Source organism: Azospirillum sp. CT11-132 (assembly GCF_047302835.1).
Taxonomy (GTDB): domain Bacteria; phylum Pseudomonadota; class Alphaproteobacteria; order Azospirillales; family Azospirillaceae; genus Azospirillum.
On sequence record NZ_JBGLZA010000003.1, the window covers coordinates 256013 to 274085 of the forward strand.

The 18073-nt window shown below is 67.5% G+C and carries 17 protein-coding genes; 11 read left to right on the forward strand and 6 right to left on the reverse strand.

Features of this window, described 5'->3' with window-relative positions; all coding sequences use genetic code 11:
• Positions 1 to 19: 19 nt before the first annotated feature.
• Positions 20 to 1882, reverse strand: coding sequence for a flagellin (locus tag ACCD06_RS06965; protein WP_413339704.1), 1863 nt, complete (start codon positions 1880 to 1882; stop codon positions 20 to 22).
• 366 nt (positions 1883 to 2248) lie between these two features.
• On the opposite strand from ACCD06_RS06965, the gene ACCD06_RS06970 reads away from it, so the two are divergent.
• Positions 2249 to 2716 (forward strand): RidA family protein, encoded by a 468-nt coding sequence (locus tag ACCD06_RS06970; RefSeq protein WP_085088381.1) that lies wholly within the window; start codon positions 2249 to 2251, stop codon positions 2714 to 2716.
• A 94-nt stretch (positions 2717 to 2810) separates the two neighbouring features.
• Entirely contained in the window at positions 2811 to 3974 is a 1164-nt protein-coding gene (locus ACCD06_RS06975; protein ID WP_109157703.1) for a GNAT family N-acetyltransferase, read from the forward strand.
• 3 nt (positions 3975 to 3977) lie between these two features.
• Here the strand turns inward: ACCD06_RS06975 and ACCD06_RS06980 are convergent, their stop codons facing one another.
• The 5 genes from ACCD06_RS06980 to ACCD06_RS07000 form a co-directional block, all read right to left on the reverse strand.
• Positions 3978 to 5090: a CaiB/BaiF CoA transferase family protein gene (locus ACCD06_RS06980; RefSeq protein ID WP_413339707.1), complete on the reverse strand. Its 1113-nt coding sequence runs from the start codon at positions 5088 to 5090 to the stop codon at positions 3978 to 3980.
• Positions 5091 to 5319: 229 nt separating this feature from the next.
• A complete protein-coding gene (moaA, locus tag ACCD06_RS06985) occupies positions 5320 to 6360 on the reverse strand; it encodes a GTP 3',8-cyclase MoaA (RefSeq protein WP_413339709.1) in 1041 nt (346 codons plus the stop codon).
• A 133-nt stretch (positions 6361 to 6493) separates the two neighbouring features.
• Positions 6494 to 8548 carry a 4Fe-4S dicluster domain-containing protein gene (locus tag ACCD06_RS06990; RefSeq protein WP_413339711.1) on the reverse strand — a complete coding sequence of 685 codons (2055 nt, stop codon included), beginning with the start codon at positions 8546 to 8548 and terminating at the stop codon, positions 6494 to 6496.
• Between the two features lie 129 nt (positions 8549 to 8677).
• Positions 8678 to 9535 carry a substrate-binding domain-containing protein gene (locus ACCD06_RS06995; RefSeq protein ID WP_413339713.1) on the reverse strand — a complete coding sequence of 286 codons (858 nt, stop codon included), beginning with the start codon at positions 9533 to 9535 and terminating at the stop codon, positions 8678 to 8680.
• Positions 9536 to 9654: 119 nt separating this feature from the next.
• On the reverse strand, positions 9655 to 10356 hold the full coding sequence (locus tag ACCD06_RS07000) for an ABC transporter permease (protein ID WP_109157708.1): 702 nt from the start codon (positions 10354 to 10356) through the stop codon (positions 9655 to 9657).
• An 86-nt stretch (positions 10357 to 10442) separates the two neighbouring features.
• On the opposite strand from ACCD06_RS07000, the gene fdhD reads away from it, so the two are divergent.
• The 9 genes from fdhD to ACCD06_RS07045 all read left to right on the forward strand — a co-directional run bounded on the left by fdhD (position 10443) and on the right by ACCD06_RS07045 (position 18061).
• Positions 10443 to 11324, forward strand: a complete 882-nt coding sequence (fdhD, locus tag ACCD06_RS07005) for a formate dehydrogenase accessory sulfurtransferase FdhD (RefSeq protein WP_413339715.1) — start codon at positions 10443 to 10445, stop codon at positions 11322 to 11324.
• Positions 11314 to 11952 (forward strand): molybdenum cofactor guanylyltransferase MobA, encoded by a 639-nt coding sequence (gene mobA, locus ACCD06_RS07010; RefSeq protein WP_109157707.1) that lies wholly within the window; start codon positions 11314 to 11316, stop codon positions 11950 to 11952. Before fdhD ends, mobA begins: the two co-directional genes overlap by 11 nt.
• On the forward strand, positions 11949 to 12458 hold the full coding sequence (locus tag ACCD06_RS07015) for a DUF3305 domain-containing protein (RefSeq protein WP_413339717.1): 510 nt from the start codon (positions 11949 to 11951) through the stop codon (positions 12456 to 12458). The genes mobA and ACCD06_RS07015 overlap by 4 nt, the downstream gene beginning before the upstream one ends.
• Positions 12455 to 12973: a DUF3306 domain-containing protein gene (locus tag ACCD06_RS07020; protein ID WP_413339719.1), complete on the forward strand. Its 519-nt coding sequence runs from the start codon at positions 12455 to 12457 to the stop codon at positions 12971 to 12973. The genes ACCD06_RS07015 and ACCD06_RS07020 overlap by 4 nt, the downstream gene beginning before the upstream one ends.
• Before the next feature lie 397 nt (positions 12974 to 13370).
• Positions 13371 to 13997 (forward strand): molecular chaperone, encoded by a 627-nt coding sequence (locus ACCD06_RS07025; RefSeq protein ID WP_413339721.1) that lies wholly within the window; start codon positions 13371 to 13373, stop codon positions 13995 to 13997.
• Positions 13998 to 14014: 17 nt separating this feature from the next.
• Complete coding sequence (locus tag ACCD06_RS07030; RefSeq protein ID WP_413339723.1) at positions 14015 to 14266, forward strand: formate dehydrogenase; 252 nt, start codon at positions 14015 to 14017, stop codon at positions 14264 to 14266.
• Between the two features lie 13 nt (positions 14267 to 14279).
• Positions 14280 to 17180 (forward strand): formate dehydrogenase subunit alpha, encoded by a 2901-nt coding sequence (locus ACCD06_RS07035; RefSeq protein WP_136705270.1) that lies wholly within the window; start codon positions 14280 to 14282, stop codon positions 17178 to 17180.
• Positions 17181 to 17198: 18 nt separating this feature from the next.
• Positions 17199 to 17876: a formate dehydrogenase FDH3 subunit beta gene (gene fdh3B, locus ACCD06_RS07040; protein WP_109156041.1), complete on the forward strand. Its 678-nt coding sequence runs from the start codon at positions 17199 to 17201 to the stop codon at positions 17874 to 17876.
• Between the two features lie 2 nt (positions 17877 to 17878).
• Positions 17879 to 18061 carry a hypothetical protein gene (locus ACCD06_RS07045; RefSeq protein WP_136705271.1) on the forward strand — a complete coding sequence of 61 codons (183 nt, stop codon included), beginning with the start codon at positions 17879 to 17881 and terminating at the stop codon, positions 18059 to 18061.
• Positions 18062 to 18073: the final 12 nt, after the last annotated feature.

The following is an 18073-nucleotide window of genomic DNA, read 5'->3' on the forward strand; positions in this document are numbered from 1 at the left end:
GTCTGGCTGTCGTTCCGGATCAGAACAGGCGCAGGATCGACTGCTGCGACTGGTTGGCCAGCGAGAGGGCGATGGTGCCCAGCTGCTGCCGGGTCTGCAGCATCAGCAGGCTGGCGCCTTCCTCGTTCTGGTCGGCCAGCGTCAGCTTGCTGGCACCTTCCGTCAGCACGTCGCTGAACTCCTTGGTGAAGCTCTCGCGGGTCGTGATGATGTTCAGGTTGGTCGACAGGTTCTGTGAGGCGGAGCGGATCGTCGACTTGGCATGATCCAGGCCGGCGACCGCCTTGTCGATGTCGGAACGGTCCATCCAGCCGTTCTGCGCCGCATCCATCTGCAGGCCCTGGCCGCTGGTCGACAGGTTGACCGCGTTCACCGTGATCGAGTTGGTGTTGCGTTCGTTCAACTGGACGGTGATGTCGTTCGACGTGTTGGCGTCGGAGATCTGCTTGGTGACGATGTTGGCCGAGCAGTTGCTCGAAGCAGCCTGCTTGATGGTCTTGGCATCGACGTTCAGGCGCACCGTGCCGCTGTCGAAGTTGAAGGACTGCTCGCCGCCGTCCAGCTTGCCGTCGCCGCGGTCGCTCATGCCGTCGCGGGTGATCTGGGCGCCGTTGGAGTTGGTGACCTGGATTTGCAGGTCGACCTTCTTCTCGATGGTCGAGATGCCGTTGCCCTGGTTGTTCGCCGCTTCCAGCAGGCGGCGGTCGACCGTGAAGGACACGATGGTGCCCGACGCGAAGCTCTCCGAGATCTTCTTGGTCAGCGCGTTGGTGGCGCCGGTCGTCACCGTCATCTCCCGCACCACGCCGGTCGTGGTGTTGCCGGTCAGGGTGATGGTGCCGCTGCCGCCGATGGCGGCGGAGGCGACATCCTTGCCGGCCAGACGGCCGGTGCCGGCGATGGCGCTGGTGATCGAGTTCTTCAGGTTGGTCGCCACGTTCTTGGCGGCGTTCTGGCCGACGGCGACGTCGCCGCTGGTGGCGGTGTAGCTGAAGGACTGGCCTTCCACCGTGATGGTGAAGATGTCGCCTTCCTCGATGGTGCCGCTGATGTTGACGTTCGAAATCTGGGGCTGCGTCGAGGTCGCCGCCTGCGTCAGCTTGGCTTCGATCGTCTGGGTGTTGTCGAAGTAGGAGATCGTGCGGCTCTCGTCGCCGTCCTTGACGATGAAGTCGCGGGTGCGGCCGTTGGCGCCGCGCACCTCGATCTGGACGTCGGAGAAGCTGCCCAGCGTGCTGGACATCGTGCCCGACAGCTTCAGACCGACCAGGCCATGCGCGTTCTCCGCGGTGGAGATGTCGGCGGTCTTGCCTTCGACCGAACCGTCACCCTTGATGCGGATGGCGTAGGTGTCGGCTGAGATGACGTTGGTGACGCGGGCGTTGTCGACGCCGACGATGGTGTTGACGGCGGCACGGGACGCGCTGGTGCTGTCCATGCTGAGGCCGTTGCCGTTGATCAGGTTCTTGCCCTGATAGCCGCTGTCGGAGGCCAGCTTGTCGATCTGGTCCTTCAGGGTGTTGAACTGCGAGGCCAGCGACTTGCGGGTGGCGATGGAGGCGGCGTCGTTGCCGAGCGCCGCGTAGGCGGCGGTGGTCAGGCCCTTGGCCTGGTCGACCAGCGAGTCGATCGAGGTCAGGCCTTTGTCGGCGGCCTGGATGGTGCTGATCGACTGACCCATCGCGTCCTTCAGCGACGTCAGGTCGCCGGCGCGCTGGTTCAGACCCTTGGCGGCGAAGAAGGCGGTAGGACCATCCAGAGCCGAGTTGATCTTGTTGCCCGTCGACAGGATGTTCTGCTTCTTGTCGATACCGGCCTGCGTGCTCTGCAGCTGCAGGAGGTTCGTGCGCATCGAAGCGGTCAGGGTCACATTTCCGGCCATGGTCCTAGTCTCCTTCTGAGGCTGTCCCCGCCCCTGGTCATTTGACCGGCGAGGCAACGTGCGTTTTCCTGACACCACTCTTTCAAGCGCCGTGCCAACTGCGGTGGTGTGGCATAAGTGACTGATTTCGCTATGAAATAAAAATAGGTCGGCAAAAAGGGCAGGGTTGGGCCCGCGCTTCTCGGTCCGGCGTCCGAAAAACTTTCCCGGAATCTTTTGCCGCTGACGGACGGTTCTGCCGGGATGCCGGGCGGCAAGAATCTTCCCACCACCCGGCAGGCCCGGCTATGGTCGGGCTCCAAACCACGTCCCAAACATCGAACGCATGGCCCCGACGCGGGCCAAAGCAGGGAAGGGAGAAGCATCATGACCGGTCGGATCGACGCACGCCTGGCGGAGCTGGGCATCGAGTTGCCGCAGGCCGCCGCCCCGGTGGCCGCCTATGTGCCCTACACCCGTTCGGGCAACACCCTCTACATCTCGGGCCAGGTGACGGTCTGGAACGGCGAGCGCAAGTTCGTCGGCAAGGTCGGCCAGGACTTCACGGTCGAGCAGGGCAAGGAAGCCGCACGCCTGTGCGCGCTGAACATCCTGGCCCAGGCCAAGGCCGCGCTGGGCGGCGACCTGGACCGTGTCACCCGCGTGCTGCGGCTGGGCGGGTTCGTCAATTCCGGCGCCGATTTCCACGACCATCCGCTGGTCATCAACGGCGCGTCGGAACTGATGCGCGACGTCTTCGGCGAGGCCGGCCAGCATGCCCGCGCCGCCGTCGGCGCTCCGTCGCTGCCCGGCAATGTCGCGGTCGAGGTCGACGCGATTTTGGAAGTGGCCTGAGGGAGGTGGCCTGAGGAATTTACGGCGGTGACGGCGTCTTGCTGTCTTGCGGCATGAGGCCTACCTCCTTGCCAGTGTTCAAGGAGACGCATGCATGCCCGACGGCAACGATGCCATCACCGTCAAGGTTCTGACCGGGATCGGCGAGGCGGACCAGCAGGGCTGGGACGACTGTGCCGGTCCCGGCAATCCCTTCCTCTCCCACGCCTTCCTGTCGGCGCTGGAGGAATCGGGATCGGCGACCGGCAAGTCCGGCTGGCAGCCCAGCCACCTCGCCGCCTATGACGGCTCCGGCCGCATGGTTGGCGCGGTGCCGGCCTATCTGAAAAGCCATTCCTACGGCGAATATGTCTTCGACCATGCCTGGGCCAACGCCTATGAGCGGGCGGGCGGCAGCTATTACCCGAAGCTGCAGGTGGCGGTTCCCTTTACGCCGGTGCCGGGGCCGCGCCTGCTGGTGGCGCCCGGTCCACGGGCCGATGCCGTCGCCGACGCGCTGATCTCGGCGCTGGAGCAGGTGGCGGAGCGTTACGGCGTCTCCTCCGCCCACGTCACTTTTCCGGAGCGCCAGGAATGGGACCGGTTGGGCGAGGCCGGCTGGCTGAAGCGGCTGGGTGTGCAATACCATTGGCACAACCGTGGTTACGGCAGCTTCGACGAGTTCCTTGAGGCGCTGAACTCCCGCAAGCGCAAGGCGATCCGCAAGGAACGGCGCGAGGTCGCGGAGAGCAGCGTGCGCCTGCACACCCTGACCGGCGACGAGCTGAAGCCGGAGCATTGGGACGCCTTCCACCGCTTCTACCTGGACACCGCCGACCGCAAATGGGGCGGCGGCTATCTCAACCGCCGCTTCTTCGACCTGCTGGGCCGGACGATGGCCGACCGGGTGGTTCTGGTGATGTGCGAGGATGGCGGGGAATGGGTGGCCGGCGCGCTGAACCTGCTGGGCGACGATGCGCTGTACGGCCGCAACTGGGGTTCCGACGGGCGCTACCGCTTCCTGCATTTCGAGGCGTGCTATTACCGTGCTCTCGATTTCGCCATCGAGCGTGGTCTGGCGCGGGTCGAGGCCGGCGCCCAGGGCGAGCACAAAATCCAGCGCGGCTATCTGCCGGTGCCGACCTACAGCGCCCATTGGATCGCCGACCCCAGCTTCCGCCGCGCGGTGGAGCGTTACCTGCAGCAGGAACGCCCCGCCGTGGAAGCGGAGATCGCAGCGCTGGACGAGGAACTGTCGCCCTACCGGCGGGAGGGCTGAGCCTTACGCCCAGCCGGCCAGCACCGCCGCGGCGTCGCTCTCCTGCACCGGCGCGCGCTCCGGCGGCGGGGCGCCGTCGACGCGCAGGCCCATCAGCGTCTCCACCAGCGGTTCCGGCCCCGGCGTGACGCGGACCTGTCCGCGCGCGGCGATGTGCGGATGGGACGGCACCTCCGTCAGTTCCGGAACCGCTTCGAAACAGCAGTCCACCGGGTCGAGTTGGGCCTTCCACTCCGCCAGCGTCCGGGTGGCGAACAGGGCGTCCAGTTCCCCCGTCAGGTCGGTCTGGGGCATGGGATCCTCCTGCCGGGCGATCCAGTCGGGACGGCCGACCGCCTCGCAGAAGTTGGCCCAGAACTTGGCCTCCAGCGCCGACAGGGTGACGAAGCGGCCGTCGGCGGTGCGGTAGATGCGATAGCAGGCGGCGCCGCCCGATAGCAGCGCCTCGCTGCGTTTCGGCATGGTGCCGCGCGCCGCCGTGGTGAGGTTCATGCCCTGCCAGCCCAGCACCGATTCCATGATCGACAGGTCGAGGAAGCAGCCCTGTCCCGTCCGTTCGCGCCCCAGCAACGCGCCCGCCACCGCCAGCGCCGTATGCTGGGCCGAGGCGAAGTCGGCCACCGGCAGATAGCTGATGACCGGCCGGTCCGGCAGTCCGGAGGCGTCCAGCCCGCCGCCGACCGCCATGTAATTCAGATCGTGCCCGGCCCGCGTCGCATAGGGGCCGTCATAGCCCCAGCCCGACAGGCTGGCATGGACCAGTCGCGGATTGATCTCCCGCAGTCGCTCGCGCCCCAGCCCCAGCTTGTCCATCACGCCGGGCCGGTAGCTTTCGATCAGCGCGTCGGCCTTCGCCAGCAGCCCTTCCAGAGCCGCACGCCCGTCGGCGGACTTCAGGTCGATGCGGATGACGGTCTTGCCGGCGTTCAGCAGCTTGTAGGCGGCGGTGGTGCCGTCGCTGTCGGTGGGGCCGAGCCGGCGGAGCGGATCGCCGGCCGGCGCCTCCACCTTCACCACGGTGGCGCCCAGGTCGCCGAGCAGCTGCGCCGCATAGGGGCCGGGCAGGTACTGGCCGAGGTCGATGACGCGCAGTCCGGACAGGAAGGGCAGGGGCATGGCGGTGCTCGCTCTTGGTTGTGGAGTGTCGGCTTCGATTGCCCCCACCCCAACCCTCCCCCGCTGGGCAGGGGAGGGGGTAAGTGCTGATGCAGGAGAGTGGCGGCAGTCCCTCCCCCGCCCAGCTCTCGCACAAAGCTTCGCTTTGTGCTGACGCGGCAGGCGGACCGTAGGTCCGCTGAGAGCGGGGGAGGTTAGGTGGGGGTCTAACGCTGCCGAGAAAAGAAACTCACCCCCCCGTCACGCTCATATGCCGCCCGACGGCCGGACCCTGGTGGCGGCGGTCGATGATGAAGTCATGGCCCTTGGGCTTGCGCGTGATCGCCTCGCGCACCGCGTCGATCAGCGGGCCGTCCTCGTCGCTGACGCGCAGCGGCGTGCGCAGGTCGGCGGCGTCCTCCTGGCCCAGGCACATGTAGAGCGTGCCGGTGCAGGTCAGCCGCACGCGGTTGCAGCTCTCGCAGAAGTTATGCGTCAGCGGCGTGATGAAGCCCACGCGCTGGCCGGTCTCCTCCACCCGGACATAGCGGGCCGGGCCGCCGGTGCGGTGGTCGCTCTCGGTCAGGGTCCAGCGCTTTTGCAGCTCGGCCTTCAGCATGGTCAGCGGCCAATACTGGTCCAGCCGGGCGCCCTCGCCGATGTCGCCCATCGGCATCACCTCGATGAAGGTCAGGTCGAAGCCCTGTTCGCCGCACCACGCCACCATGCGGTGGATTTCGTCGTCGTTGACGCCCTTCAGCGCCACAGTGTTGATCTTGATCTTCAGCCCGGCGTCCTTGGCCGCCTGGATGCCGCCCAGGATCTTGTCCAGCTTGCCCCAGCGGGTGATCGCCTGGAATTTGTGCGGATCGAGCGTGTCCAGCGACACGTTGATCCGCCGCACGCCTGCCTCATACAGGCCGGCGGCATGCTTGAACAGCATGGTGCCGTTGGTGGTCAGCGTCAGTTCGTCCAGGTCGCCCGATTCGATGTGGCGGCCCAGCGAGCGGATCAGCCGCATCACGTCGCGCCGGACCAGCGGTTCGCCGCCGGTCAGCCGCAGCTTGCGCGTGCCCAGCTTCACGAAGGCGCTGCACAGCCGATCCAGCTCCTCCAGCGTCAGCACCTCCGCCTTCGGCAGGAAGCTCATGTCCTCCGCCATGCAGTAGACGCAGCGAAGGTCGCAACGGTCGGTCACCGAGACACGCAGGTACTCCACCTTGCGGCCGAACGGGTCGACGAGCGGGGCGAGGCTGGCTGGCGACGGGGCTTCGGACACGGGATCGATCATCGCTGGACTCCAGGGGCGGCCGCTGGCGGGCCGCCACAGTATATGTTCGCCACACGCACGATGTGCAACGATCGCGCAAGCCTATTCCACATCACGGTATGCCGACTTTGATGACGATCAAGAGGGACGTCCGTCAGATCAGCTTTTGCCGTGCCTCCGCCAGCCGGGCTTCCCGTTCGGCTTCCTCGCGTTCGCGCAGGTCGTCGTCGGTGGTGCGCGGCACCGGCGGGCGGCCCATGGCGAAGGGCTCGTTCCCACGCTCGAACTGGTCGCGCACGCGGCAATCCTCGCACATGCGGATGCGGTTGGCGGCCTCCGGCGTCGCGAACATCCAGTGCTTGCCCGCCAGCGTCGTCACGATCTTCTCGATCGAGGATTTGGTGGCGAAGGGCTTGCCGCAGGAGACGCAGCAGAAGGGCTCCTCCTCCTTCACCACCGTCGCACCGCGGGCCTGATCGCGGAAGTCGATCTCCGGCACCAGCGAGATGACCTTCTCCGGGCAGGTGGTCTTGCACAGGCCGCACTGCACGCAGGCATCCTGGGCGAAGGACAGCATCGGCTTGTCGGCATTGTCGAGCAGCGCCCCGGTCGGGCAGGCGCCGACGCAGGACAGGCAGAGCGTGCAGCCCGCCACGTCCACCGACACCCGGCCGAAGGGCGCGCCCGGCGGCAGCGGCAGAACCTCTACCGGTGCAGGGGCGACCTTGTGCAGGTGGCGCAGCGCCAGCATGATCACCGTGCGCTTCGGCCCCATCGGCAGGAACATCCCCGCTTCGACCGCATCGGCAGGCAGGTTCCAAAGCTCGTCCGCCACCGCGTCGGGATCGGCGGCGTCGATCACCGCCACCCGGCCGGAGCCGTAGCCGAGCCCGCTGAAGGCGGCCTCGGCCAGCCCGATCTGGTTGGCGAGGCCGGCGGTCTCCCCCTCGTTCTCCGGGCCGGTCAACACGCGGACATGGGTGCAGCCATAAGCCAAAGCCAGCGCGAACAGGTCGAAGCCGACCTGCGTCACCTCGTTCAGCGCGAAGGGCAGCACGCGGGCCGGCAGGCCGCGGCCATGCCGAGCCATCATGCCGACCAGCGCGTCGCCGTGGCGCGGGTCGTGGATCAGCAGGGCGGGGGCGGTGCCGCCGGCTTTCCGGTAGGTGCCCAGCAGCGTGCGCAGCCGCTCATAGACGGTGGCGGCCGGCGGCAGGGCATAGGTCGCTGCGCCGGTCGGGCAGACCGCGGCGCAGGATCCGCAGCCGGCGCAGACATGCGGGTCGATGGCGACATGGTCGCCGTTCGGCGTGATCGCCCCGGTCGGGCAGACGTCAAGGCAGCGGGTGCAGCCGGTCTTGCGGCTGCGCGAATGGGCGCAGAGATCGGCCTTGAAATCGACGAAGCGCGGCTTCTCGAACTCGCCGACCAGATCGGCCATCTCCAGCAGCGCCTTGGCCACCTGGGTCGGGCTGTTGGGGTCGGGGCGCAGATAGCCGTCGCGGCGCTTGTGGTCGGGGAACAGCGGCGTGCCGCCGGTCAGGTCGAGGATCAGGTCGCAGCGGGCCGAGGCCCCCTGCCGTGCCGGCTCGAACCCCAGCGCCCCGCGCGAGGAGGGCAGGGCGGGAGCGTAATCATCCACCACGATCTCGAAGGCGCCGACCCAGCCGCGGGCGGCGCGGATGCGGCCACGGAAGATCGCCACGTCCATCAGCGGCGGCGGCGCGATGTCCTTCGCGCTGGTCAGCAGGACGGTGACGTCCAGCCGCTTGGCCAGTTCCCGCCCGGCTTCGATGGCACGCTCGTCATTGCCATAGACCAGACAGGTGCCCTGAGAGGTCAGGGTCAGGGCGCCGGTCGGGGGGATCGGCAGGGCCGCCTCGGCCAGCAAGGCGGCGATCTTCGGCAGCGCCAGTTCGCCCTCGTCCGACCAGCCGGCGCGTTCGCGGATGTTGGTGAAGGTCAGGGACGTGTCGGGCGCCACTTCCGCCGCGACTTCGCTGAAAAGCGGCGCTTCCTGCGTGCAGGCGACCAGCAGCGGCTGCCCGTTGGCGACCGCCGCCTCGAATCGGTCGAGCTGCGCCCGGCACAGCTGGGTATGCACGGTGACGGCGCTGCCGTCGCCGCACGCCTTGCCGAGCGCCGCCCCGTCCAGCGCGATGCTGTGCGCACAATCGCAGACGAGCACCGTCCGATCGCCGATCTTCATCGTCCCCAAAACTCCTGTCGCTTGGGGCTGACGCCCCTGGCCTGAGGACACTCATATGGGGGAATGCGGCGTAATGGGAACGGGAATCTTGTTGGGGTTGGTCCGTATAGACGCTGACTGGACAGTTCCTTACGCCCCCGGCTCGTTGGCGTTGGGGAAGAACAGCTGTTCGCCGTTGATGGTGTAGTCGGCGATGGCCTTCTGGCCCTCGGCGGAGACCAGCCAGTCGACGAAGGCCTGACCGTCGGCCGCCTTAACGTGGGGGAACTTGGCCGGGTTGACCAGCATCACGCCATACTGGTTGAACAGCCGCTTGTCACCCTCAACCAGCACCGTAAGCGGACCGCGGTTCTTGAAGTTCAGCCAGGTGCCGCGGTCGGTCAGGGTATAGCCGTTCATCGCGGCGGCGGTGTTCAGCGTCGGACCCATGCCCTGGCCGATGGAGCGGTACCAGTCCCCCTTGGCATCCGCCTTGGCCGGGTCGAGCTTGGCCGTCTTCCACAGGGCCAGTTCGGCCTTGTTGGTGCCGCTGTCGTCGCCGCGCGACACGAAGGGGGCCTTGGCCTCGGCGATCTTCGACAGAGCGGCGGCGACGTCCTTGCCGCCCTTGACGCCGGCGGGGGCGCCGGCCGGGCCGACGACGACGAAATCGTTGTACATCACCGGCTTGCGCTCGGTGGAGAAGCCTTCGGCGACGAACTTGTCCTCCGACGGCTTGTGGTGGACGAACAGCACGTCGGCGTCGCCGCGCTTGGCGAGGTCGATGGCCTGGCCGGTGCCCTTGGCGACGACCCGCACCTCGATCCCGGTCTTGGCGGTGAATTTCGGCAGGATGGAGCCGAACAGGCCCGAATCCTCGGTCGAGGTGGTGGAGGCCACCGTGATGAAGCGGTCGGCGGCCAGCGCGGCCGACGGGGCGGCGAGCTGGACCAGACCGGCCAGCGCTGCGGCGGCGGCACAGCGCAGCACGAATGAACGGCGCAGCATCACTCAACTCCTCCCATTGGCGTTATTGCTTTTCTGGCATAGCGCATCGCGACGCCATTGCAAAGGTCTGGGCAGCTTTTTCCATTTTGGTGTCATGCACCCCGGATCAGGCACCCGGATCAGGCCGGCCTGTCTCCCGCCTCCTTCAGCAGCGACGCGGCGAGATTGACCGCCAGCGACAGGGTCATCAGCACCATGCCCAGCCCCAGCGCCATCGGCAGGTCGCCCTTGCTGGTCTCCAGCGCGATGGCGGTGGTCATGACGCGGGTGACATGTTCGATGTTGCCGCCGACGATCATCACCGCCCCCACCTCGGCCGACGCACGCCCGAATCCGGCCAGCACGGTGGTGACGAGGCTCCAGCGCGCTTCCGACAGCAGGGTGGCCAGCCGGCGGATCGGCCCGGCGCCGGTAACGCGCAGCAGGTCGTCATACTCGACCAGCAGATCCTCCACCGTCTGGCGGGCGAGCGAGGCGACGATCGGCACGATCATCACCGTCTGGGCGACGATCATCGCCGCCGGCGTGAACAGCAGCCCCAGCACCCCGAACGGGCCGGAGCGCGACAGCAGCAGATAGACCACCAATCCGACCACCACCGGCGGCAGCCCCATCATCGTGTTCAAGGTGATGGCGACGGCGCGCCGGCCGGGAAAGCGCAACGCCGCGACGGCGGCGCCCAGCGGCAGGCCGATCAGCGTGGCGATGGCGACGGCGGACAGGCTGACCCGCAGCGACAGGCCGATGATCCGCATCAGCCCGTCATCCATCGACACGATCATGGAAAAAGCGACGGCGAGGGCTTGGGAAAAATCCTGCATTCAGTCCAAATCACTTTTCGAATCATTCCGGCGGGGGCTTGTCCGATGGACGCCGCTCGCCCACACTCGCGCGCATGAGCCCGACCATGAGCCTGAAGACCTTCACCATAGCGCCGGATCCGGCGAACCCCAAGCTGACCGAGCGCGTCCGCGGTCTCGACCAGGACGGCCGCGAGATCGAGACCTCGGTCACGGTCGAACGGCCGCTGACCCTGTACCTGAACGGGCAGGAGATCGTCACCATGATGACGATCGGCGACTATCCGGACTGTCTGGCCGTCGGCTATCTGCTGAACCAGAACATGCTGCGGCGCGACGACCGCATCACCGGCATCGACGTGGACGAGGAAACGGACACCGTCGTCGTCCGCACCGAGCGCGCGACCGATTATGAGTCCAAGCTGAAGAAGAAGACGCTGACCTCCGGCTGCGCCCAGGGCACCGCCTTCGGCGACGTGATGGAGACCTTCGAGTCCGTCAAACTTCCCGCCGACGTCCGGCTACACACCTCGTGGATCTACGCGCTGTCCAAGCAGATCAACCTGCAGCCCAGCCTGTATCTGGAGGCCGGGGCCATCCACGGCAGCGTGCTGTGCCAGGGCGACCGGCCGCTGGTCTATATGGAGGATGTCGGCCGCCACAACGCGGTGGACAAGGTCGCCGGCTACATGCACCTGAACGGCATTTCCGCCGACGACAAGATTTTCTACACCACCGGCCGCCTGACATCCGAGATGGTCATCAAGACGGTGCAGATGGGCATTCCGATCCTGGTCTCGCGCTCCGGCTTCACCGCCTGGGGCGTGCATCTGGCGCGGCAGGCCAACCTGACGCTGGTCGGCCGGGCCAAGGGCAGGCGCTTCATCGCGCTGGCCGGCACCGACCGGCTGGTGTTCGATGCCGATGCCGCCGGAGCAACCGACGAGGATGCCCGGCATGGACGCAAGGGAAGCCGCGATGACGACTGACTCCACTCATCCCGATATCGGCGGCGTCCTGCTGGCCGGCGGCCTGTCGCGCCGGATGGGCGGCGGCGACAAGTGCCTGCGCCCGCTGGGCGACCGCAGCATCCTGGAGCGCATCGTCGCCACCGTCCGGCCGCAAGTCGGGCCGCTGGTGCTGAACGCCAACGGCGATCCGGCGCGCTTCGCCCATCTCCACCTGCCGGTGGCGGCCGATGTGGTGGAGGGCTATGCCGGCCCGCTCGCCGGCGTGCTGACCGGCATGGAGTGGATGCGTGGCACGGCGCCCGGCGTCGCCTGGGTCGCCAGCTTCGCCACCGACGCCCCCTTCATCCCGCGCGACCTCGTCACCCGCATGGTGGCGGCGTTGGAGCATGAGGGCGCCGACCTTGCCTGCGCCCGTTCGGGCGGGCAGGAGCATCCGGTCTTCGGCCTGTGGCCGATCCGTCTGGCCGGGGACCTCCGCCGCGCCATGGTCGAGGAGGGTGTCCGCAAGGTCGATGCCTGGACCGCCCGCTACCGGCTGGCCGTCGCCGACTTCGCCGTCGATCCAGTCGATCCCTTCTTCAACACCAACCGGCCGGAGGATCTGGCCGAGGCGGAACGCCTGCTGGCATCGGGACATGTGTCATGACGGAACAGCCCGCCCCTCAATCTCTTGAGCGCATCGAGACCATGCCGCTGGGCATCGTGGTGGAGCGCCGCCGCGGCGTCACCGCCTGGGCCGACTGGAGCTGGCGCCCGGTGTCGGTCATCCCCGGCGCCGGACCGGTCGATCCGCCCGGCCGGCTGCTGATGGAGGGCGAGGGCTGGACCCACAGCCACGCCGCCACCCTGACGCTGGAGCTGTTCCGCACCGACACCGAGGGCTACCGCCTGAACCTGTCGCAGGATCCGCCGCGCCTGTGGGTGGTGATGCGCCCCGGTGCGGACGGCGAGGAACTGGTGCCCTTCACCGTCACCGCGTCGGCCCATGAAGGGGAGGGCTATCAGGTCGGCGCCGACGTGGTGGAGACGGTGCCGATGCCGGCGGAGGTGATCGCGCTGGTCCGTGATTTCGTCGAGCAGCACCATGTCGACGTCCCCTTCCACAAGCGCGAGCGCAAGCGCCATTTCGAGAAGGAGGACCGGCAGCGGTGAGCGACGAAGCCTTCCTGTCGCGCTGGTCGCGCCTGAAACGCACGGCAGTCAAGCCGGAGCCGGCACCGGTCGAGGTGCCGCCGGTGGAAGAGACTGCGGAGCTTCCCGTCGCCGTCACCGAGGACATCCCGGTCGATTCCGCCCAGCCGGATGCTGAACCCGAAGACCCGTTGAAAGACCTCCCGCCGATCGAGGAACTGACCAGCGAGTCCGACTTCACCCCCTTCCTGCGCGCCGAGGTGCCGGAGGATCTGCACCGTCAGGCCCTGCGCAAGCTGTGGACCTCCGATCCGGTCTATGCCAACGACGACGGGTTGAAGGACTACGCCGACGATTACGCCAGCCTGTTCACCGGCAGCGTCCCGGTGAAGACCCTCTACCGCGTCGGCAAGGGTTTCCTCGACACATTGGACGAGGTGGCGGAGCAAGGCGGGCCCTCTCCCGTCCCGGGAGAGGGAGGGGACCCGCAAAGCGGGGAGGGTGAGGGGCAATCCGAGAAACCCGAACCTGTCTGATCCTTGGGTGACCCCTCACCCTTCCCACCGCTTTGCGGCGGGTCCCTTCCCTCTCCCGGGACGGGAGAGGGACCTTTCCTCCTCGCAAAACGACTTTCAAATTGCGACGGATTGTCGCGCTGAATTGGCCGCCTTCAAAACAAAGGGGCGCTCTGATAGCGCGAACATAGCGCGACGATAAAGTTTCATTTGTTCTCTCTTCCGGGCGCGTCCTTAGTTGACAAACGGACAGGTTCAGTCCTTCTATTATCCATCTGGAGAATGCTAAGCCACTGTAAGGCAAAGGCTTTTCGCAGGTGCATCAAAAGGGGTGCAGGGCCTTGGGTCCAAATACGGCGCGCGGTGGGACCGTGAACGCCGACGCATCCGTCTTGTGTCCGAGAGGAGTTTGCGGCGCGTGTCCAGGGCCGTCGATCACACCGTTCCCCCCGCCGTCGCGGAGGAGGAGCTGCTGCGTGCGCAGGTCTATGCCCTGCTGGCGCGCCTGCTCGCCCGCGCGCCCGACGCGGCCTTCCTGACCGTGCTCGGTGAGCTGGCAGGGGAGGGCGGCGACTTCGGCGCGGCTCTCGACCAGCTGGCCGGCGCGGCGCGCGACAGCGATCCCGCGGCGGTGGAGGAGGAGTTCACCACCCTCTTCATCGGCGTCGGCGGCAGCGAGCGCACCCCCTACGGCTCCTTCTACCTGACCGGATTCCTGAACGAGAAGCCGCTGGCTGAGCTGCGCGCCGACATGGCGCGGCTGGGCATCGCCCGCGCCGACGGCGTGACGGAGCCGGAGGACCACATCGCCGCCCTGTGCGAGATGATGGCCGGCCTGATCGCCGGCGCCTTCGCGCCGGAGGATGGCGGGGCCGTCGGGCTCGATGCGCAGCGGGCCTTCTTCGACCGCCACATCGGCTCCTGGGCCGGGCGGTTCTTCGCGGATTTGGAGTCCTCGCCGTCGGCCCGCTTCTATCGGGCGGTCGGTGCGGTCGGACGGAGTTTTCTGGCGGTCGAGGCGCGCGCCTTCGACCTTGCGGCGTAAAGGTGAGGAGCGAAGCCATGACGCGGAACGCGGTCAAAGCCACTGATGAAGCAGCAAAGCAGAACACGGACAGTCAGGGCACGGAAAAGGGTCTCGCCCGGCGCGAGCTGTTCCGCGTCGCCGGTCTCGGCGTCGGCGCGCTGGGTGCCGTCGCGGCCGGCGTGACCGCCACGAGCGGAACGGCCGAGGCCGCCCCGGCCGAGACGACCTCCACGGGCTACCGCGAGACCGACCATGTCCGGAAGGTCTACGAAGTCAGCCGCTTCTAAGAGGAAAGCCCCGATGCTCATCAAGAAAAGCTCGGCCACCTCCGGCGGCCGCCATCTCGCCCGCAGCTTGACCCAGACGCTGGCAACCGCCACCGGCGTCACTGTCGACCGCCGCGCCTTCCTGCGCACCTCCGGCATCGCCGCCGGCGGCGCCGCGCTGGCCTCGGCCATGCCCTTCGGAATGGTGAAGAAGGCCGACGCCGCCACGGCCGCCACCGTCGCCGGGGCGCCGGTGAAGCAGATCAAAACGGTCTGCACCCATTGCTCGGTCGGCTGCACCGTGGTCGCCGAGGTGCAGAACGGCGTCTGGATCGGCCAGGAGCCCGGCTTCGACAGCCCGATCAACCTCGGTTCCCACTGCGCCAAGGGCGCCTCGGTGCGCGAGCACGCCCATGGCGAGCGCCGCCTGCGCTATCCGATGAAGATGGTCGACGGCAAGTGGACCCGCATCAGCTGGGACCAGGCGATCGAGGAGGTCGGCTCGAAACTGCTGTCGATCCGCGAGCAGTCGGGTCCGGATTCGGTGTTCTGGCTCGGCTCTGCCAAGCACAGCAACGAGCAGGCCTATCTGTTCCGCAAGTTCGCGGCGCTGTGGGGCACCAACAACGTCGACCATCAGGCGCGCATCTGCCATTCCACCACGGTGGCCGGCGTGGCGAACGTCTGGGGCTATGGCGCCATGACGAACAGCTACAACGACATCCAGAAGTCGCGCGCGCTGTTCTTCATCGGCTCCAACGCCGCCGAGGCGCACCCCGTCGCCATGATGCATGTGCTGAAGGCGAAGGAGCAGAACAACGCGCCGCTGATCGTCGCCGATCCGCGCTTCACCCGCACCGCCGCCCACGCCAACGAATATATCCGCTTCCGTCCCGGCACCGACGTGGCGCTGATCTGGGGCATCCTCTGGCATGTTCTGCAGAACGGCTGGGAGGACAAGGACTACATCGCCAAGCGCGTCTACGGCTTCGACGACATCCGCGCCGAGGTCGCCAAGTGGACGCCGGAAGAGGTGGAGCGCGTCACCGGCGTTCCGGGCTCGCAGCTGCAGCGCGTCGCCCGCACGCTGGCCTCCAACCGTCCGGGCACGCTGGTCTGGTGCATGGGCGGCACCCAGCATCACATCGGCAACAACAACACCCGCGCCTATTGCGTGCTGCAGCTGGCGCTCGGCAATGTCGGCGTGGCGGGCGGCGGCACCAACATCTTCCGCGGCCACGACAACGTCCAGGGCGCCACCGACTTCGGCGTCACCTCCGACAGTCTGCCCGGCTATTACGGGCTGGCCGAGGGCGCATGGCGCCATTGGGCGCGCGTCTGGGATCTCCCCTATGACGACGTCCTGAAGCGTTTCGGCTCCAAGGCGCTGATGGAGAGCACCGGCATTCCGGTGTCGCGCTGGTTCGACGGCGTGCTGGAAGCCAAGGAAAACCTGGACCAGCCGAATCCGGTCAAGGGCATGGTCTTCTGGGGCCACGCGCCGAACAGCCAGGTCCGTCTGCCCGACATGAAGAAGGCGATGGAGAAGCTGGAGCTGCTGGTCGTCGTCGATCCCTATCCGACGATGACGGCGGTTCTGCCCGACCGCAAGAACGACTTCTACCTGCTGCCGGCCGCGACCCAGTTCGAGACCTCCGGTTCCGCCACCGCGTCCAACCGTTCGGTCCAGTGGCGCGACAAGATCGTCGAGCCGCTGTTCGAATCGAAGACCGACCACGAGATCATGTATCTCTTCGCCAAGAAGTTCGGCTTCGCGGCGGAACTGGTGAAGAACATCAAGGTCAACGGCAACGAGCCGCTGGTCGAGGACATCACCCGCGAGTGGAACCGCGGCATGTGGTCGGTGGGCTACACCGGCCAGTCGCCGGAGCGGCTGAAGCTGCACATGCAGCACCAGGGCACCTTCGACAAGACGACGCTGCGCGCCGTCGGCGGCCCGTGCGACGGCGATTACTTCGGTCTGCCCTGGCCCTGCTGGGGCACGCCGGAGATCAAGCATCCCGGTTCCGCCAACCTCTACGACACCTCGCTGCCGGTGGCCGAGGGCGGCGGCGCCTTCCGCGCCCGCTTCGGCGTCGAGCGCAACGGCGTGACGCTGCTGGCCGAGGGCTCCTATCCGGAAGGGTCGGAGATCAAGGACGGCTATCCGGAAGTCACCATGGCGATGCTCCAGAAGCTGGGCTTCGACAAGGACCTGACGGCGGAGGAACTGGCGGTCATCCAGAAGATCGGCGGCGACAAGATCGGTGCAGTGTCCTGGACCACCGACCTGTCCGGCGGCATCCAGCGCGTGGCGATCAAGCACGGCCTGAACCCGCCGGGCAATGCCAAGGCGCGCTGCGTCGCCTGGAACTTCCCGGACCCGGTTCCGATCCACCGCGAGCCGCTCTACACCCCGCGCCGCGATCTGGTCGCCAGCTATCCGACCTACAAGGACACCAAGTCCTGGCGCGTCCCGACTCTGTACAAGTCCATCCAGGACCGCGACGTTTCGAAGGAATATCCGATCATCCTCACCTCCGGCCGTCTGGTCGAGTATGAGGGCGGCGGCGACGAGACTCGCTCCAACCCCTGGCTGGCCGAGCTGCAGCAGGACATGTTCGTCGAGATCAACCCGTTCGACGCGAACAATGCCGGCATCAAGGACGGACAGCTGGTGTGGGTGGAAGGCCCGGAAAAGGGCAAGGTGAAGGTCAAGGCCATGGTCACCGAGCGTGTCGGCCGCGGCGTCGCCTTCATGCCCTTCCATTTCGGCGGCGTGTTCCAGGGGCAGGATCTGCGCTCCAAATATCCGGCCGGGGCCGATCCGATCGTGCTGGGCGAGGCCGCCAACACGGCGACCACCTACGGCTATGACTCGGTGACCCAGATGCAGGAAACCAAGACCACCCTTTGCCGCATCCAGGCGGCCTGACGCGCGGGAGTTTGAACCATGGCCCGGATGAAATTCCTGTGCGACGCCGAGCGCTGCATCGAGTGCAACGCCTGCGTCACCGCCTGCAAGAACGAGAATGAGGTGCCCTGGGGCATCAACCGCCGCCGCGTCGTGACCATCAACGACGGCCGGCCGGGGGAGCGGACGATCTCGGTCGCCTGCATGCATTGCTCCGACGCGCCCTGCAAGGCGGTCTGCCCGGTCGACTGCTTCTACCAGACCGCCGAGGGCGTGGTCCTGCACAACAAGGACCTGTGCATCGGCTGCGGCTATTGCTTCTACGCCTGCCCGTTCGGTGCGCCGCAATATCCGCAGGCCGGCAACTTCGGCACCCGCGGCAAGATGGACAAGTGCACCTTCTGCTCCGGCGGTCCGGAGGCCGACAATTCGGAGGCGGAGTTCAAGAAGTACGGCCGCAACCGTCTGGCCGAAGGCAAGCTGCCGCTCTGCGCCGAGATGTGCTCGACCAAGGCGCTGCTGGCCGGCGACGCCGACACGGTGTCGGACATCTACCGCCAGCGCGTGGCCGCCCGCGGCTTCGGTTCCGGCGCCTGGGGCTGGGGCACCGCCTACCAGACCAAATCGGGTCAGGAGCGCGGCCAGCCCGGCGGATCGCTGTTCCAGGGCACCGGCGGTCCGGCCGGCGGCCCGCCTGTGCAGAAGCAGGGGCTGTGACGGTGACGCGCCTCGTCCTGCTGGCGTTCGGCGCCGCGATCCTGCTGGCCGGTTGCCAGGAGGACGGGGCGCCGCGCCCGGTCCATCTCGACAAGGGTGTCTACCAGGGCGCGGCCGACACGCCGCTGACCGCCGAGCAGGTGCGGGCGCTGCAACAGCGCACCGCCTATCAGGCTGTGCGATAGGGAGCGTCCGAT